Source organism: Trinickia camelliae (genome assembly GCF_053525655.1).
This window is the reverse complement of sequence record NZ_JBCHAA010000018.1, coordinates 107479-125051: the sequence shown is the minus strand read 5'-3', so window position 1 is coordinate 125051 and position 17573 is coordinate 107479. Positions and strand designations below refer to the sequence as shown.

Genomic DNA, 17573 nt, shown 5'->3' with positions numbered 1-17573 from the left:
TGTAAACGTGCACAATCGTGCATTTACCCCGCGCGAAGCTCGGACGGATCGAGGAAGAAGTTTCGGTTGCCGTCCATACGCCCGACCATGAAGTCAATGAACGTCTTCACGCGCAGCGACTGCTCGGTTCGATGCTTGTAGTAGATGTAGACCATGCCGTATTCCGTGACGTGCTGCGTCAGTAACGGAATGAGCCGGCCGCTTCTGATATGAGCCGTTGCGTTGAAGCTGCCCAACTGCCCGATGCCGAGCCCCGACAGCACCGCCTGCGTTTCCATTTCCGTGTCGTTCACGCAGATGGCGGCGGGCACGTCGCGATAGACGATCTCATCGCCGATACGGAACTGCCACTGCGCGAGCTTGCCCGTGTTGGCGCGCCGGTACCCCGTGCAGCGATGCTGAGCCAGTTGATCGATAGTCTGCGGCGCGCCGTTGCGCTCGATATATTCCGGCGACGCGCACACGATCAGCTGAATCGGCACCAGCCGGCGTGCGATCGAGCCGCCCGATGGCGGCGGTCCGCCGCGAAATCCCACATCGGAGCGATCGGCCACGAGATCGGTGAACTGATCGTCGAATTGCACTTCGAGTTGCACGTTCTGATAGAGCCTCTGGAATTCCTCGAAGTACGGCCACAGAACCGGGAGCCCGAGTGCGCGCGGCGCGCTTACGCGCAGCATGCCGCCCACTTCTTCTTTCGAGCGCCGCGCCTCGTCGAGCGCGGACGACAGAGTCGCGAGCGCCGGCTGCACGCTGTCGAGAAGTCGTTGGCCTTCCTCAGTCAGGCTCAGCTTGCGCGTGGTCCGATGAAAGAGCCGCACACCCAACTCCTTCTCCAATTGCGACACCGCATGGCTCGCGGCCTGCGGCGAAATACCTTGATCGACCGCCGCGCTGCGCAGGCTTCCGAGCGCCGCGGCGCGTACGAAAGTGGTGATGGCACGAATTCCGTTCATTTCCGGGGCCCTGGATTCGCAAATAAAAGTTGATTATCACTCTAGTTATTTACGGCTAGTTCGTGTCAATCGTCACGCCTACCATGGCATCACTTCATCACACACGTAGGAGAGACATCATGGCTAGCCTTCAACAAGGTGGTTTCAAGCGCGTATGGTTCATCACCGGCGCGTCGCGAGGGATCGGCGCATTGATCGCCGAAGCGGCGCTCGCGGACGGCAACGCAGTCGTGGCCGCCGGACGTAATGTCCGGGCCATCGTCGAGCGTCTTGGCGACTCGGCTGCGTTGCTGGCGGTTGAGCTGGACGTGACCAACGAGGCCCAGGCAAAGGCGGCGGTGCAGGCGGCGGTTGAGAAATTCGGCCGTGTCGACGTGCTGGTCAACAACGCCGGCTTTGGTCTGCTGGGTGCGGTGGAAGAATCCGCCGACAAGGACGTCCGTCGCATGTACGACACGAACGTGTTCGGCTTGCTGAACGTCACGCGTGCTGTGTTGCCGACCCTGCGCGCGAAACGCTCGGGCCACGTGATCAATATTTCATCGATTGGCGGCTATCGGGCCGCAGCGGGATTTGGCGTGTACTCGTCGACGAAGTTCGCCGTCGAAGGCATTACGGAAGCGCTGTATGCCGAGTTGAAACCGCTGGGCGTTCACGCGACAGTGGTCGAGCCAGGGTACTTTCGCACGGACTTTCTGGATGCGTCGTCGCTGGTCGTTGCGCCGGACGTGATCGACGACTACGACGAAACCTCCGGTACGGTTCGCCGCAAGGCCGTGCAAATGAATCACAACCAGCCTGGCGACCCGACGAAGCTCGCGGCCGCGATGATTACGCTGGTCGACGCGTCGAACCCGCCGTTGCGCCTTCCGCTTGGCACGGACACCCTGGCTGCGATCGCTGCGAAAAACGCTTACGTGACGGAGGAAACGGAAACGTGGAAGGCGCTTTCGACGTCGACCGACTTCGCCGCCTGAGTGACGAAAGCGGCGGCGCGTCTTTGGTTGAGCGGCTGCCGCACTCGATGACTCGATCAGCTGCGCAATATTGAGGGACCCTGCGAAACATACGCCTGCAGCAAATGATGGGCGATGGCGAACGGCTTGGGCGCGGAAAGTCCGCTCGCATGCGTGCCCGCGAGCATCGCCGCGACTTCGGAGCGGGAGAACCACCGGGCGTCTTCGAGTTCCCTGGTATCGACAACGATTTCCATATCGCTCGCCTGAGCGAAGCAGCCGATCATGAGCGACGAAGGAAACGGCCACGGTTGCGAAGCGAAGTAGACGACCTGTGTGCACTTCACGCGCGTTTCCTCGAGCACCTCGCGGCGCACCGCGTCTTCCACCGTCTCGCCGGGCTCGAGGAAACCCGCGAGCGCCGAGTACATTCCAGGGGCGAATTGGCGTTGACGTCCGAGCAGGCAACGCTCGCCGTCGATCCCCAGCATGATCACGACCGGGTCGACCCGCGGAAAGTGGCGGGCGCCACAGGCATCGCAGATTCGCTGCCAGCCGGCCGCCGTGGCGCGGCTCATCGAGCCGCAGTTGGCGCAGAAGGAATGGCGGCGATGCCAGTCGAGCATCGACTTCGCCTGGCCCAGTATTCCCAGGACCGCGGGAGAGACGAGGCCTTGCAGGGCGATCGAGCGCAGGTCGACCCGATGGTGGACCGCGCCTGGCAATGGGTCGGATAGTTCGAGGCCGAGCTTGAAATCGAGCGCGAAACGTCCGCTGCCATCGCTCTCCTGCCCGAGGAAGACGCAGTGAAGCGGTTCGCCGAAAGTGGCCGCTTCGCTTGCCAGGAACCATGCGTCGTGCTCACTGCCGTGTTTGAGCAAGGGGATATCGGCCTCGAACACGAGAAAGCGCGCGGACGGGGCGCTGCGGAGAGACTCGATGAAGGCGTGATCGTCGCGACTTTCGGAGCGGCGATCGAGCGGGTTGTAGTTAAAGCCGATGGATGCGGAAGATGGAGTCATCACCAACGTGGCGTTGCGGATGGACACGGTCTGGGAGTATGGCACGACATCCCGTCAGGCGCCGCGAGCCGCCATGACCTTCGTCTCTTGCACGAAAGGGCGGCTGAAAACAAGGCGGCCGATGATTACTTTGACCCGCCTGCGCCCGAACCGCCTCCGCCGTGACCGCCCGCGCCTGCACCCGAACTGCCTGCACCTGAACTGCCTGAGCCGTGACCGCCCGTGCCCGCGCCCGAACTGCCTGCGCCTGAACTGCCTGCACCTGAACTGCCTGCGCCCGAACTGCCCGCGCCCGAACTGCCCGCGCCCGAACTGCCTGTGCCTGAACTGCCTGTGCCCGAACTGCCCGCGCCTGAACTGCCTGCGCTCGAACTGCCTGCGCCTGAACTGCCCGCGCCTGAACTGCCTGTGCCGTGACCGCCCGCGCTCGAACTACCCGCACCCGAAGTGCCTGTGCCCGAAGTGCCTGTGCCCGAAGTGCCTGCACCCGAACTGCCTGCGCCCGAACTGCCTGCGCCCGAACTGCCTGCGCCCGAAGTGCCTGCGCCCGAAGTGCCTGCGCCCGAAGTGCCTGCGCCCGAAGTGCCCGCGCCCGAAGTGCCCGCGCCCGAAGTGCCTGCGCCCGAAGTGCCTGTGCCGTGACCGCCCGTGCCTGCGCCCGAACCGCCTGCGCCCGAACTACCTGCGCCTGAACCGCCTGCGCCTGAACTGCCTGCGCCCGAACTGCCTGCACCTGAACTGCCTGCGCCCGAACTGCCTGCACCTGAACTGCCTGCGCCTGAACTGCCTGAGCCTGAACTGCCTGAGCCTGAACTGCCTGCGCCCGAACTGCCTGCCCCCGAAGTACCTCCGCCGTGAACGCCTACAGGCTGTCCTTCAGCCATCCGCAATGAAGCAGAATCCGGGGAAGGCGCACCGCCGTGATCGAACGAAGCGGAAGGCACGGGCGGGGCGAGCTCAGCACTGTCACTTTCAGTTCCCTGGGCAGGAGGTGACGATGATTCCGCGACATCACCGGACGAAGACGCTTGTTGCGTCGGAGATGTGGGTTGGGTGATCTCGGGCGCATGCCGCGCGATTGCACTCACGTGCGGCGCCGAATGGCGGCGATTCTGTGTGGCGGCATGGCTTGCTTGACCAGGCGCTCGCGTAACCGACTGCGGCGCAACAGAATCCGGACCAGGTCCAGCGCGGTAATCGGACGGAGCGGAAGACACAGGCGGGGCGAGCGCAGCACTGGCAACCGCGGTGTCGCGAGCGGGAGGCGGCGATGGTAGCGCGACAGGACCGGACCAAGAAGTGTGTTGCGCTGGCGACGTGGGTCCGATGATCCCGAGCAGCTGATCATAGTCGAACCGATCGCCATACGCGACGATACCCATGACCCCGACAGCCAACGCAACCCAAAGCGCAAGACGTCTGCCCCGCGCATGCGGAGCGACCTTGATGTGTGCATCCGGGCTACCTGCACCCGAGTGCGCAAGCTCGGCCTGCCTGAACAGAACAACACGCTTCGGAGCGTTTCGTCTGATCCTTCCATTCGCTACATTCATGTGCCGTCCCCTTGCTTTCCGCCACGGCAATTGGAGCGGTGTGCCAAGTTTTCAATCGTAGGCCTTTGAGCTATGAAGACGCTCGCCATCTTCGTGGCCGATCTTGACGGAGTCGCCGCCCACAATGCAGGTGGAGCATTCGCTGTGCCCGCTAGGCCGAATCCCAATTGAAGTGTGAGATCGTGGACATAGCTTGGGCATACACGTCGACAGAAGATCGCGGAAGCGCTAAACGACGGACTTCGCAAGGCAATCGAAGCGCGGGGGAAAGTCTGCCTACCCAATGCCATTCGTATGAAGAAGCCGACGTGATTTGGCAGAACGAACCGTCGACGTGCTAGCCGGTGGTTGGCGGATGGCTTATTGAATGCAAACCCGGCTCAGATCGACCGTGCGCCGGTATACGTATCGGTTCAGCGACGGCACGAATGTGTACTCGTGATAGGCGTTGCCGCAGATCAGGATCCGGTTGGAAAGAACGTTGAACATGGCGATTTGCTCCTGGCGGCGCGTTGCGAGGCGAGCGGCGCGGCGCGATCAGGAGGCTGGAAGCCGCTCATGCCTACGTAAACACGCGTCGGAGAGTGGATATTCCGCGGGCTGCAAGTGTGCATCAGCGGCACAGTCATTCCGCACAGACGAGGCCGGCCAGCTCCAGCGGTTATCGTCCGAGAGCAGCGCCTTTATCATCAGGCCGATGTCGTTGGAGTCGCTCCCAAGAGCGACTGCGTTTCTCCCGATGGCTCCGCGGTAAGCACGTTTTCGAAGGTGTCCATCAAGCTCGACACCGCATATTGCGGAGACCAAAGCGTTCCGGAATCCTCATTGTCTCGACTGGCTTCCCACGCAGCCAACGCGGCATTGCCATAGATGCCCACGAGCGACAGCCGGTGATCGACGATCGCCGGCGGAATCTCTGAAAGCAGCTCACGGAGCAGGGCGTTGCAGCGCTGATAGCTCAGATTCCACTTGTTTTCCAGGGCCTCTCGCAAGAACGCGCGATTGTTCAACTGCAGATTGGCGATCATGCGAATGTACGTCGCCTGCCCCGTGCGATCCGCCAACTCGAGCATCGGATAGAGCAGCGCGCCCAAGACCGAGCGCACGTTGATCGCGCCCTCTGCCTCCAGTCTGTCGAGCCGAGCTTGACGGTCCTCGTCGATGAGACGCGCGCCGTCGACCACCAACTCGCGCGCCAGCTCCAGCTTGTTCCCGAAGTAGTAGCGCAGCGAGGCGCTGTTTCGCTGCTCCGCGGCCGAGATGATGTCCTGCACGGACACCCCATCCAATCCGCGCAGCGCGAACAAGCGTTGGGCTTCTTCTTTGAGTCGAGCCCGCGTCTCCGCTCCATCCGAGCGAAGGGTTTTCCCTGACGTCGCCATTACTTTACCGTGTCGAGTTAATTAACTACACTGGGTTAACTAACCCAGTAGGAGAAACTTAGCATGAAAGTTGTCGTCGTTGGAGGAGGCATTGGCGGGCTCACGACCGCTCTGGCGCTGCTGCGCCACGGCATCGAGCCGATTGTACTGGAGCGTGCGCCGCAGTTGACCGAGGTGGGGGCGGGCGTCCAGATCGCCGCGAACGGCACGATCGTGCTGCGGGAATTGGGGCTTGAACCGGCGCTCGCGAAGGTCGCGACGGTGCCCGAGCGCTTCGACTATCTCGAGTTGTCGACGGGGCGTCTCTTGTACGTCGCCCCGCTCGGCAAGGAGGCCGAGGCGCGGTATGGCGCGTTGCTCTACAACGTTCACCGCGCCGATTTGATCGATTTGCTCGCGAAGGCTTTGCCGCCCAATGTGGTGCGGCTCGGGGTGGAGTGCGCGTCGGTTTCTCAGGATGACGAAGGCGCTTACGTCACGCTGCAAAACGGCGAGGTGATCCGAGGAGACGCCGTGATCGGCGCGGATGGGATTCACTCCGCCGTTCGTACGGCCCTGCGGGGACCCGAAGAGAAGCAGTTCGCCAACATTCTGATGTGGCGCTCGCTGATCCCCGCCGACAGGCTCACCGGCCTGAAGTTGCCGGTGGCGGGGAACAACTGGTTCGGCGTGGGCAGGAACATCGTCTCGTACTGGGTGCGCAAGGACCTCTACAGCATTCTTGCGTCGGTGCCGGCCACCGAAGTGAGCCGCGAGTCGTGGACGCAATCCGGGGACGTCGCGCAACTGCGGCGCTCGTTCGAGGGTTGCGAGCCGACCGTCCAGAAGATGCTCGATGCCGTGGACTCGACGTTCATCACCGGGATGTACCACCGGGACCCGATCGAACACTGGAGCACGGGGCGCATCGCGCTGCTCGGCGACGCGGCGCATGCGATGGTGCCGTATCTCGCGCAAGGCGCCTGCCAGGCGATCGAAGACGCGTGGGTGCTTGCCACCTGTCTCAAGAACCATGGGCGGTCTGGCGTTCAGGACGCGCTGCTCGAGTACGAGCGGCGGCGCCAGCCGCGTACGACGCGGATTCAGGCGGGCGCGCGGTTCGTCGTCGATTGGGCGCATGAGCCCGACGAGGCGCGGGTGCGTCAACGCAATGGACGCCTGAAGGGCCTCTCGCGCATCGATCCGCTGGCTGAAGCGTCGTGGTCGTTCGCCTGGGGGCACGACATCCTCGAGGCCGTCAAGCTGCCGCCGGGCGAGGTCGTCGGCCTGAGCGCGGCGCGCGAAGGCAAGCGGATGGCGCGGCCCGAGAGCCAGCGCGCGTTCGATCTCTGGAAGGGCGTGTTCAAGCCGGATGACATCGCGCGCGGCGACCGGGGGCAGCGTGCCGCCTACGAACGGTTTCTGCTCGAGCAGTTCCCTGCGCCGGCAAGCACCGAAGTGACGGATGTCGATCTCCATGGGGTGAGCGCGTTGCGGGTGATGGCGGCAGGGGCTTCGCAAAAGGCGACCGTGCTGCATTTCCACGGCGGCGGCTACGTGCTCGGTTCGGCGAGAAGCTCGGTCGAATACGCAAGCCGTCTGTCGCACGCCCTGAACGGGCCGTGCTACACGGTCGACTATCGCCTCGCGCCGGAACATCCGTATCCGGCGGCCTTCGACGATGCATTCAGCGCCTATCGCGGCTTGCTCGCCTCAGGTGTCGATCCGTCGACGGTCTTCCTGAGCGGCGAATCGTCGGGCGGCGGTCTCGCCCTGGCGCTGGCTGCCGCGTTGCGTCGCGCGGGGCTGCCGTTGCCGGCCGGCGTCATCGCGATCTGCCCGCTCACCGACCTCACGCTTGGTGGTCCTTCCGTCAAGGCGAACTCAGGAGACGATCCGGCCGCGAATCGCGAGACGCTTTCGAACCTCGTCGCGTCTTACTTCCAGGGCCACGAGCCGACCGATCCGATGGTGTCGCCGCTGTTCGCCGACCTCGCGGATCTGCCGCCGGTATTCCTTTCGGCCGTGGAGGGAGAGGTGTTGGAAAGCGATACGACGCGCTTCGCGGAGCGGGCCAAGGCAGCGGGCGCGAACGTGAAGTTGAAGATGGTGGCCGATTCGGTTCACGTGTTCACGCTGTTCCCGTTCCTGCCGGAAACCGCCGAGACGCTCGAAGCAATCGGCCAGTGGAGCCGGCAGCTCCTTCAGAAGTAGCAAGGCGCATCCGCCTGGCGCACGGCGCCAGGTTCGGATGCGGCGGCGCAGTCTGTACCGACTTTCGCGCCAACTCACTGCATTTCGTCTCAAGCCCGGAGTAGACATGACGGCAAACTCAACGCGTCGGCTGGTCGACGCGCCGCGGACATCGCTTTACACGAATCTCGAAGTCTCCTCGAACCGGCATCCGGACAAGGCCGCCATCCTTTACTACGGCGGTACGGTCAGCTATCGGCAGTTGCGCTCCGAAGTCGATGCGATGGCCGGATTCCTGCAGCAGCACTGCGGCGTCGCGCGGGGCGACCGCGTCGTCCTGTACATGCAGAACAGCGTGCAGTTCGTCATCGCGTTCTATGCGGTGCTGCGCGCGGATGCGGTGGTCGTGCCCGTCAATCCGATGAACCGGAGCGCGGAGCTGCAACACATTCTTGAAGATAGCGGGGCTCGCGTCGCCTTCGTCGGCGAAGAGCTCATGGAGCATGTGTGGTCGCTGCCGCGCGGCCAGTTGGACCATGTGATCCCCGCGCGCTACGCCGATTATCTTCGTGAGGGGATCGATCTGCCGCTGCCCGACGTGCTGACATCGTCTTGCTCGCAGCCTCATGCGGAAAAGATCGACGGCGATGCTGCCCTCATCGGCTGGAACGACGCGCTTTCACGTGCCTGCACGCCGCGCGAACATGAATCCGGGCCCGAGGATCTGGCGTGCATCCCGTACACCTCCGGCACAACGGGCCGCCCCAAAGGTTGCATCCACACCCATCGCAGCGTGATGCATTCGACGGTCTCGTGTGCGAAGTGGCCGGACCTCGCGAGCGAGAGCGTGATGCTGTGCTCCGTTCCGCTCTTTCACGTCACGGGCATGCAGAACTGCATGAACATGCCGATCTTCATCGGCGCCACGATGGCGGTCATGACCCGCTGGGACGCGACCTGTGCCGCGCATCTGATAGAACGCCACCGCGTCAGCGCATGGATCACCGTCCCCACGATGCTCATCGACCTGCTGAATCTCGCGGACGTCGACCAGTTCGACCTGCGCTCCATTGCGTATTTGAGCGGCGGCGGGGCTGCGATGCCGCAGGCGGTCGCGCAGCAGATCCAGCAGCGTTGGGGTATTCCGTACGTCGAAGGGTACGGCCTCACCGAGACGATGGCGGCGACGCACATCAACCCGCCGAAGCGCAGCAAGCCGCAGTGCATGGGGGTGCCGGTCTTCAACACGCATTCGCTCGTGGTCGACCCAGAAACGCTCGAACCGCTGGGCGTTGGCGAAACAGGCGAGATTCTCGTGAGCGGTCCCCAAGTGTTCGATGGGTACTGGAAGTCGCCGGAAGCCACGCGCGAGGCATTCGTTCTGATCGACGGGCAGCGTTACTTGCGCACGGGAGATCTCGGCTACGTCGATAGCGACGGTTATTTCTTCGTCGTCGACCGGCTGAAGCGGATGATCAATGCCTCCGGCTACAAAGTCTGGCCTGCCGAGGTCGAGGCCATGCTGTTCGAGCATCCCGCCGTGCAGGAAGCGTGTGTCATTGCGACGCTCGATCCGCGTCGCGGCGAATCGGTCAAGGCGGTCATCGTGCTTCGGAACGGCGAGCACGCGACGCAAGACGACATCGTGTCGTGGGCCCGCGAGCGCATGGCGTCCTACAAGGTTCCGCGCATCATCGAGTTTGCAGCGAGCTTGCCTCGCACCGCGAGCGGAAAGATCCAGTGGAGACTGCTGCAGGAAGAGGAAACGCGGAGTCGAAACCCTCGATCCTGAGGCCGCCGGCCGGATCGGCCGGCTTCTTGCCAAGCCCTAGGGAAATCCCCCACGCCTTGTCTAGGCGATGGAATAAGGGTGCCGCGGCGGCCGATGCGTTCGCGCCGCGGAATGTAAATTTTCTGGCAGTTGACGCCAAGGTTTCCCGGCAACGTGTGGTTTTGGGCGCGACGCCTTGACCGGAGCAGCACGGTCAGCGGGTAATCAAAGCGTAGTGGATGTGGTTCGTATAGTTTGCAGTACGACATAATCATAAGACTGGAGCTTTTACATGAGGCAGGTAAGGAGATTGAAGGAGCGGTATCGGCACAAGGCGGGCCTGTTGGCCGCCATCATGTCGACCGCGACGCTGTATTCCGTCACGGCAGCCGCGCAATCGACGGTCACGCTCTATGGTCTCGTCGACCAAGGCATTCGCTATACGACCCACGCGAATACGAAAGGCGATTCTCAAGTCCAGATGCAAAGCGGCGAAAGCGAAAGCCACTTCGGATTCAAGGGCGTGGAAGACATCGGCGGCGGAACGAAGGTCCTGTTCCAATTAGAAAGCCGCTTCTTCCCGAACTCCGGCGTGACCGACCCCGCCTATCCGTTCTTCAATACAGCGTTTGTCGGCCTCCAGTCGAGCACGTACGGAAAGTTGACGATGGGGCGGCAGATCAACCCGCTGGCTGACGCCGTGCTGAGCGCCTTCATTACCAACCCTTGGCTCCCGACCTACTACCAGTTTCGGCCGGAAGTGATGATGGCCCAGGGCGTGTGGACCAGCAACATGGTCAAGTACGCGGCGCGCTGGCAATACCTGACGGGCGAGGTGTCGTATGCGTTTGGCGGCAATGCGGGCGCATTCGGCTCGGGCAGTCAGATTGGGGCATCGCTGATCTTTTTGCCCGGCCTGCCATTGCGTCTTGCCGCCGCGTACCTGGACTCGCGCGATGCCGTGAACACGTCGGCGCATTTCCGATCGTGGACCGCCGGCGGGTCCTATTCATTCGGCAGCACGACGGTCACTGCCGGCTGGGCCGTGAACCGGCAGGATGCCGGCTTTCAAGGCAATTTCCCTAACGGCCCGTTCAGCGCGCCGGAACTCACCGCGCTCAAGTTCAATACGTTCGGCACACGGCAAATGTTTTATGGCGGCGTGTCGCAGGAGCTCGCGGACAAGATCCACCTTGCCGCGAACGTGTGGCGCACGATTCAGACCGGTAAAACGCAAGCCGCCGACGGCAACGCGACGCAATTCCAGGTGCTCGCGGACTACTACTTGTCCAAGCGCACGGATGTCTATCTGGAGACCGACTACTCGCTGTATCGCGGCGGCATGGTGGGCGCCCAGTTCCAAGGCGTGAATGCGCTGAGTTCGGCGTTTGGCACGACGCAGCTGGGCGTCATGGCCGGCGTGCGGCACTTGTTCTAGCGAGGGAGGCCGGCGGGAGCGATCGCTAAGAATCCTGAAACGACACCAGGATGTCCCTCGAACAGATTTCGATGCGGCCATACCTGAGCGCGATCGCTCCTTTTTCGGCCATCGCCTTGAGCTCGAGCGACAGCGTCTGGCGCGTGATGCCGAGCATCATCGCCAGCGTGTCCTGGGAGACGCTGACGTCGGGCCGGCTTTCCGGCCACGCTGTCACGTCGCCCGACGCGAGCAGCAGCAGGCGCCGCGCAATGCGTGCGCGCGTCGAATGAAGCGTGGCGTCTTCGACCATGCGATAGAGCCAGTTCATGTGGAGGGACTGCAGCTCGGAGATGGCCCGGAAGAAGGTTTGACTTTGCATCAGTTCCTCGAAGGCCGGTGCCCGGACCATGAGGACGGTCGATCGCTCGATGGCTGCGACATCGCGCAGGCGTGGCTGACGCGTGGTCAGGGAGGTTTGACCGAACCAGTTGCCGGCTTCGATGACGGCCAGGATCGCCTCCTTGCCGTCTTCTCGGAGCGTGAAGGCTTTGAGTCGGCCTTTCTTCAGACCATAAAAGCCGCTCGGCGTATCGCCCCGGCGGAACACGTATTCGCCGGGCTGAAGCGTGATCAATTCGCCTCGCTCAATCAGCGCCTCCTGCTCGGCGGCAGGCAAGGAGCAGAACCATTGGTTGGTTCGCATCTCTTCGGACGTGTCGGTCATGGACGCCATGTTTGAGGCAGTAAAAAGTACGCGGGGCTGAAATCATTCTAGCCACCCCAATGCGGACGGCACTCCCCCATTCAGGGGGTATTTCCGAAGCCCCGACACCCGCATGATTCTTCCAACGAAATACCGCAGGAATACCGCAGCAGGGCGAGAAAAATAACTAGATCCGAATTCGCCTGCTGTCCATTTGGACACTGAAGGAGACATCGATGCAGGACAACGCCAAGACGACCGCTTCCACTGCCTACGCCTATCCGCTGCTGATCAAGCAGTTGCTGCTCACGCCGTTCGTACAGGCGCAGGACGAGGAGATCGTCTACCGGGACCAGTTCCGGATGACTTATTCGACGCTGCGCGAGCGCATCGGACGCCTCGCCAACGGCTTGAGCCAGCTTGGCGTGCAGCACGGCAGCACCGTTGGGGTCATGGATTGGGACAGCCACCGCTACCTCGAATGCTATTTCGCCGTGCCGATGATGGGCGCTGTCCTGCAGACCGTGAACGTGCGTCTGTCGCCGGCTGAGATCGCCTACACGATCAATCACGCCCGCGCTGAAGTCCTGCTCGTTCACACCGATTTTCTGCCGGTCGTCGAAGCGATCAAGGACCAACTGGAAACGGTGAAGACCTTCATCTGGATCGACGAGCCCGGCAGCGTGGCGGAAGCGCACAGCATCCCGTTCTCGGCGGAATACGAGGCGATGCTCTCGGCGAACAGCACGAGCTACGCGTTCCCCGACTTCGACGAGAACACGCGCGCCACCACGTTCTACACCACCGGCACGACCGGTCTTCCGAAGGGCGTCTACTTCACGCATCGGCAGTTGGTGCTGCACACGATCACGCTCATGGCGGCGCTGGCGAGCCCGGTCTCGGGACAGCGCTTTCATCGCGGCGACGTGTACATGCCGCTCACGCCGATGTTCCATGTCCACGCGTGGGGCATGCCGTATATCGCCACGGTGCTGGGCGTGAAGCAGGTTTATCCCGGCCGCTATATGCCGGACCGGATCGCTCGGCTGGTGCGCGACGAGGGCGTCACGTTCTCGCATTGCGTCAGCACGATTCTTCACATGCTGCTCGCCTGCGAAGAAGGCAAGGCGACTGACATGAGCAAGTGGAAGATCGTCATCGGCGGCGGCGCGCTGCCGCAAGGTCTCGCGCAAGCAGCGGTCAAGCGGGGCATCGACGTGTTCGTCGGATATGGGATGTCGGAAACCTGCCCGGTGCTCAGTCTCGCGCAGCTTCCGCCCGGGGCGGAAGCGCTCGATGCCGATGAGCAAGTTCGTCTGCGTTGCAAGACCGGACGGCCGGTTCCGCTCGTCGACCTGCGCGTCGTCGACGACAACATGGACGATGTCGCCCGTGACGGCCACGCCACCGGCGAGGTCGTGGCGCGCGCACCTTGGCTCACGCAGGGCTATCTGAACAATCCCGACGCTTCCGAGACGCTGTGGGCCGGCGGTTATCTCCACACGCAGGACATCGCCCACATCGATCCGACGGGCAACCTCCAGATCACCGACCGTCTCAAGGACGTCATCAAGTCCGGCGGCGAATGGGTGTCGTCGCTCGAGATAGAAAACTTGATCTCTCAGTACGCGGGCGTATCGGAAGTGGCTGTCATCGGCATCAAGGATGACAAGTGGGGCGAGCGGCCGGTGGCGCTGGTCGTGCTCGAAGAGGGCGCCGCCGTCACGGAGGACGACATCAAGCAGCACGTCTTGTCGTTCAGCACCACCGGAAAGATATCGAAGTACGCGGTGCCGCAGATCGTGAAGTTTGTCGATGCGCTCGCCAAAACGAGCGTCGGCAAGATCAACAAGAAGGGGCTGCGCGAGCAGCTCGTCTGAACGGCTAGCGGATTTGGAGGAGACAAGCCATGAGTAGCGGAAATGACAGCGGGAATTACAGCGTCGCCACGATCAATGACTTCGTGGGTCGCGAACTAGGTGTGTCGAGCTGGGTCGTCGTCGATCAAGCGCGCATCGATGCGTTCGCCGAGTGCACGGGCGACAAGCAATGGATTCATGTGGACGTTGAGCGGGCGAAACGCGAGAGTCCGTTCGGCGGCACGATCGCGCACGGCTATCTGACGCTTTCGTTGCTCGGGGGTTTGTCGATCGAGATCGGCATGGTCCCCAAGGACGCAACGGCCGGGCTCAACTATGGCCTCGACAAAGTGCGTTTCATGACGCCCGTGAAAGCGGGGGCGCGCGTGCGCAGCCGCGTCACGCTGGTCTCGGCGGAGCAGAAGGGCGGCGGCCGCATTCTGATCAAGGCCATGAACGAACTGCAGATCGATGGCGAGGACAAGCCCGCGTTGATTGCAGAAACCCTTGCGATGCTGGTCGCCTGACGCGTGAAACGTGAATGCAGGCGTTGCGAACGAATTCCTGAAGGAGCAGCGAAATGGCGGTAACCACTGAAAGCCCGCAGCAAAGCGACAAGGCCGACGATCTCGCGGCATCGGCCGCCGACGGCATGCTGGGACCCAATCCGTTTGTCGGCCTGCGGCCGTGCGACATCGTCGCCACCGCTCAGAAAATCGGCGCACAGGCGATGCGGCAACCGGGCTTGGTCATGGAGCAGGAAATGGCCTTGGTTCGCAAGCTGTTCGGGCTTTTCTCGGGTCAGGCGGAGTCCACGCCCCCGAAGGGTGACAAGCGTTTCACCGACCCCGCATGGCAGAACAATTCGCTGTATCGCATGACGCTGCAAGGCTACCTCGCGTGGCGCAATGCGCTCGAGGGTTTCGTCGAGCGCTCCGGATTGAATCCCGATAACAAGGAGCGCGCGAAGTTCGTGATGTCGCTCCTTACAGACGCGGCGTCGCCGACCAACACGCTCCTTGGCAATCCCGCCGCGCTCAAGAAGGTCATCGATACCGGCGGCGCGAGCTTGCTCGACGGCTGCAACAACATCGTGACGGACCTGCTCAAGAATCGCGGCATGCCCGCGCAGGTCAACAAGACGGCTTTCGAGGTGGGCAAGAACCTCGGCACCGCCAAGGGCTCGGTCGTCTTTCGCAACGAAGTGCTCGAACTGATCCAGTACGCGCCGACGACTCAACAGGTCTACAGCCGGCCGCAACTGATCGTGCCGCCGCAGATCAACAAGTTCTATGTCTTCGATCTCTCCGAAGGCAAGAGCATCGTCGACTATCTGGTCAAGAACGAACTCCAGGTCTTCGTCGTCAGCTGGCGCAATCCGACCGCGGCGCAAAGTCACTGGGATCTGGACACGTACGTGAGCGCGCTCATCGAAGCGATCGCGGCGGTGCGCGAGATCACCGGGAGCGACGACGTCAATTTGCATGGCGCTTGCTCCGGTGCGATGACGATCTCGGCTTTGCTCGGACATCTCGCGAGCCGCGGCGAGAAGACGGTTCATGCCACCACGCTGATGGTCGCCGTACTCGACAACACCGCCGACTCGCAGCTCGGTCTCTTTGCGACACCCGAGGCCATCGCGGCCGCCAAGCAGCACAGCATTTCGCGCGGCGTGCTGGAGGGCGAGGAAATGGGACGCGTCTTTGCCTGGATGCGACCCAACGATCTGGTGTGGAACTACTGGGTCAACAACTACTTGATGGGCAATACACCGCCCGCGTTCGACGTCCTTTACTGGAACAACGACACGACTCGCCTCCCGGCGAAGCTGCATGGGCAACTGCTCGACATCTTCACGCAGAACCTCTTCAGCAAGCCGGGCGGGCTGACGATACTGGGCACGCCGATCGACCTGTCCCAAGTCACGTGCGACAAGTACGTGGTGGCAGGCATCACCGATCACATCACGCCGTGGAAGGGTGTGTACAACACGGCCACCACGTTTGGCGGCAACACGCGCTTCGTCTTGAGTTCGAGCGGTCACATCCAGAGCCTGATCAATCCTCCCGGCAATCCGAAGGCGAAGTACTACCTCAACCCCGAGCTGCCCGCGAACGCCGATGCATGGCTCGCCGGCGCGAAGACTGAAGCGGACTCGTGGTGGGGCAACTGGCGAGACTGGCTGACCGAGCGATCGGGCGACAAGCGTGCAGCGCCCGCGGCGCTCGGCAGCGAACGTCACCCGGCCGGCGCGGCAGCACCCGGCACTTACGTATCGGAAGCGTGACCAGCTCATGGCCGCTTACCGATAGCGAATTCAAGAACGACTTTTTAAATCTTCTCTAAGGAGATCATCATGGCAGCGACCCAACCGAACAACATCTTTGCGGAATACACGAAGCTCATCACGCAGTTCAAGCTGCCGGGCCTCGACCTCTCCGCCATCCTCGAATCGCGCCGCAAGGACATCGAAGCGCTCGCCGAAGCCAATATGGCCGCGCTCGCCGGTGTGCAGCAACTCGGTCAGAAGCAGATCGAGATCGTCCGCTCGACGACGGCGGAACTGCAATCGCTCGTGACGCGCTTGCGGTCCCCGGGCAGCGAATCCGCTGCGGCAACGGGCGAGGGCGTGCAAAAGACGCTGCAAAAGGCCTTCGTCGATATGCAAGAGCTCGCGGATGCGGCGTACCGCGCTCAAACCGACAGCATCGCTGTCGTCACGAAGCGCTTTGCGGAGCACGTCGAAGAATTGAAAGCGCTCATGCAGCCGAAGAAGTGATCTAGCCGATGCGTGCAAACCGGCTGCAAGCCGCCGCTGCAACGAAGCCTACAAACAGGAACACGACCGGATGAACGACATACCAACAAGCCCGGAGTTAGTCGACGCCATGCACATTCAGACGATCGATCTGGACGGCCAGTTGCTGCGCGTCGGCGTGCGGCGCGGCAGCGACGCCTCGCCGCCGCTGCTCGTGTTCAACGGCATCGGCGCGAATCTCGAACTGGTCGAGCCGTTCGTTGAAGCACTCGATGACGTGACGGTCATTATCTTCGACGTCCCCGGCGTCGGCGGTTCGCCTGCGCCGTTGATCCCCTATCGGTTTTCGACGCTTGCCGTCCTGTCCGACAAACTGCTGACGCGGCTCGGCTACGCCGGCGCTGTCGACGTGCTCGGCGTCTCATGGGGCGGAGCGCTCGCCCAGCAGTTCGCGCTCGTTTATCCGAGACGCTGCCGCAAGCTGATTCTCGCCGCGACGTCGCCGGGGGTGATCATGGTGCCGGCGCGGCTGTCTGTGCTTTCCAAACTGATCGGGCCGCGACGCTATACCGATCCGAAGTACCTGCGGCAAATCGGGGCGGAGATCTACGGCGGCGCATACCGGCGCGATCCCGCGCTGCTCGAGGAGCACAGCCGCCATATCCAGCCGCCGCGCGGCCGCGGCTATCTCTATCAATTGCTGGCGGCATCGGGGTGGACCAGCTTGCCGTGGCTGAGCGCGCTTCGGCAACCGACACTCATCATGCACGGCAACGACGATCCGATCGTGCCGCTCACGAACGCCAAGATTCTCGCGGCGAGGATTCGACAATCGACCCTGCACGTGATCGATGACGGCCATCTTTTTCTGATCACGCGGGCAGGCGAAGTCGCTCCTTTGGTGAAGCGGTTTCTGCGGGAGGAGTCGAGTTGAGCTTCGTCACGGAGCGAGACGGACATGCCGCGCGCGCGGAGATGGACTCAGCCGGGGACGAGAAGCTCGTTCGGCTGAAGCGCATGC

The 17573-nt window shown here is 62.8% G+C and carries 15 protein-coding genes; 10 read left to right on the top strand and 5 right to left on the bottom strand.

Going from position 1 to position 17573, the window contains the following annotated elements; all coding sequences use genetic code 11:
- Window positions 1-23: 23 nt before the first annotated feature.
- On the bottom strand, window positions 24-956 hold the full coding sequence (locus AAHK20_RS26720; RefSeq protein ID WP_449184486.1) for a LysR family transcriptional regulator: 933 nt from the start codon (window positions 954-956) through the stop codon (window positions 24-26).
- 119 nt (window positions 957-1075) lie between these two features.
- Here AAHK20_RS26720 and AAHK20_RS26715 point away from each other — a divergent pair, with 119 nt between their 5' ends.
- Window positions 1076-1933 (top strand): oxidoreductase, encoded by an 858-nt coding sequence (locus AAHK20_RS26715; RefSeq protein ID WP_449184485.1) that lies wholly within the window; start codon window positions 1076-1078, stop codon window positions 1931-1933.
- Window positions 1934-1989: 56 nt separating this feature from the next.
- On the opposite strand, the gene nudC is transcribed toward AAHK20_RS26715, so the two are convergent.
- Window positions 1990-2934, bottom strand: coding sequence for an NAD(+) diphosphatase (nudC, locus tag AAHK20_RS26710; RefSeq protein WP_449184484.1), 945 nt, complete (start codon window positions 2932-2934; stop codon window positions 1990-1992).
- On the opposite strand from nudC, the gene AAHK20_RS26705 reads away from it, so the two are divergent.
- A complete protein-coding gene (locus AAHK20_RS26705; RefSeq protein WP_449184483.1) occupies window positions 2912-3991 on the top strand; it encodes a hypothetical protein in 1080 nt (359 codons plus the stop codon). The genes nudC and AAHK20_RS26705 overlap by 23 nt on opposite strands.
- A gap of 856 nt (window positions 3992-4847) precedes the next feature.
- Here the strand turns inward: AAHK20_RS26705 and AAHK20_RS26700 are convergent.
- Together AAHK20_RS26700 and AAHK20_RS26695 are read right to left on the bottom strand one after the other, a co-directional pair.
- Window positions 4848-4976 (bottom strand): hypothetical protein, encoded by a 129-nt coding sequence (locus AAHK20_RS26700; protein WP_449184482.1) that lies wholly within the window; start codon window positions 4974-4976, stop codon window positions 4848-4850.
- Between the two features lie 200 nt (window positions 4977-5176).
- Window positions 5177-5794 (bottom strand): TetR/AcrR family transcriptional regulator, encoded by a 618-nt coding sequence (locus AAHK20_RS26695; RefSeq protein ID WP_449184481.1) that lies wholly within the window; start codon window positions 5792-5794, stop codon window positions 5177-5179.
- A gap of 138 nt (window positions 5795-5932) precedes the next feature.
- On the opposite strand from AAHK20_RS26695, the gene AAHK20_RS26690 reads away from it, so the two are divergent.
- From AAHK20_RS26690 to AAHK20_RS26680, 3 genes are all read left to right on the top strand, one after another.
- A complete protein-coding gene (locus tag AAHK20_RS26690) occupies window positions 5933-8062 on the top strand; it encodes an alpha/beta hydrolase fold domain-containing protein (protein ID WP_449184480.1) in 2130 nt (709 codons plus the stop codon).
- A gap of 106 nt (window positions 8063-8168) precedes the next feature.
- On the top strand, window positions 8169-9833 hold the full coding sequence (locus AAHK20_RS26685) for a long-chain-fatty-acid--CoA ligase (protein WP_449184479.1): 1665 nt from the start codon (window positions 8169-8171) through the stop codon (window positions 9831-9833).
- A gap of 271 nt (window positions 9834-10104) precedes the next feature.
- Window positions 10105-11250, top strand: coding sequence for a porin (locus tag AAHK20_RS26680; protein ID WP_449184478.1), 1146 nt, complete (start codon window positions 10105-10107; stop codon window positions 11248-11250).
- A 25-nt stretch (window positions 11251-11275) separates the two neighbouring features.
- Here AAHK20_RS26680 and AAHK20_RS26675 read toward each other — a convergent pair whose 3' ends face one another.
- On the bottom strand, window positions 11276-11956 hold the full coding sequence (locus AAHK20_RS26675) for a Crp/Fnr family transcriptional regulator (protein ID WP_449184477.1): 681 nt from the start codon (window positions 11954-11956) through the stop codon (window positions 11276-11278).
- A gap of 215 nt (window positions 11957-12171) precedes the next feature.
- Between AAHK20_RS26675 and AAHK20_RS26670 the strand changes: the two genes are divergently transcribed.
- From AAHK20_RS26670 to phaZ, 5 genes are all read left to right on the top strand, one after another.
- Window positions 12172-13815 carry a fatty acid--CoA ligase gene (locus tag AAHK20_RS26670; RefSeq protein ID WP_449184476.1) on the top strand — a complete coding sequence of 548 codons (1644 nt, stop codon included), beginning with the start codon at window positions 12172-12174 and terminating at the stop codon, window positions 13813-13815.
- Window positions 13816-13844: 29 nt separating this feature from the next.
- Window positions 13845-14321 (top strand): MaoC family dehydratase, encoded by a 477-nt coding sequence (locus AAHK20_RS26665; protein ID WP_449184475.1) that lies wholly within the window; start codon window positions 13845-13847, stop codon window positions 14319-14321.
- Window positions 14322-14374: 53 nt separating this feature from the next.
- Entirely contained in the window at window positions 14375-16081 is a 1707-nt protein-coding gene (locus AAHK20_RS26660; protein WP_449184474.1) for an alpha/beta fold hydrolase, read from the top strand.
- A 69-nt stretch (window positions 16082-16150) separates the two neighbouring features.
- Complete coding sequence (locus AAHK20_RS26655; RefSeq protein WP_449184473.1) at window positions 16151-16573, top strand: phasin family protein; 423 nt, start codon at window positions 16151-16153, stop codon at window positions 16571-16573.
- Between the two features lie 70 nt (window positions 16574-16643).
- A complete protein-coding gene (gene phaZ, locus AAHK20_RS26650) occupies window positions 16644-17486 on the top strand; it encodes a poly(3-hydroxyalkanoate) depolymerase (protein WP_449184472.1) in 843 nt (280 codons plus the stop codon).
- The last annotated feature ends 87 nt before the right edge of the window (window positions 17487-17573 follow it).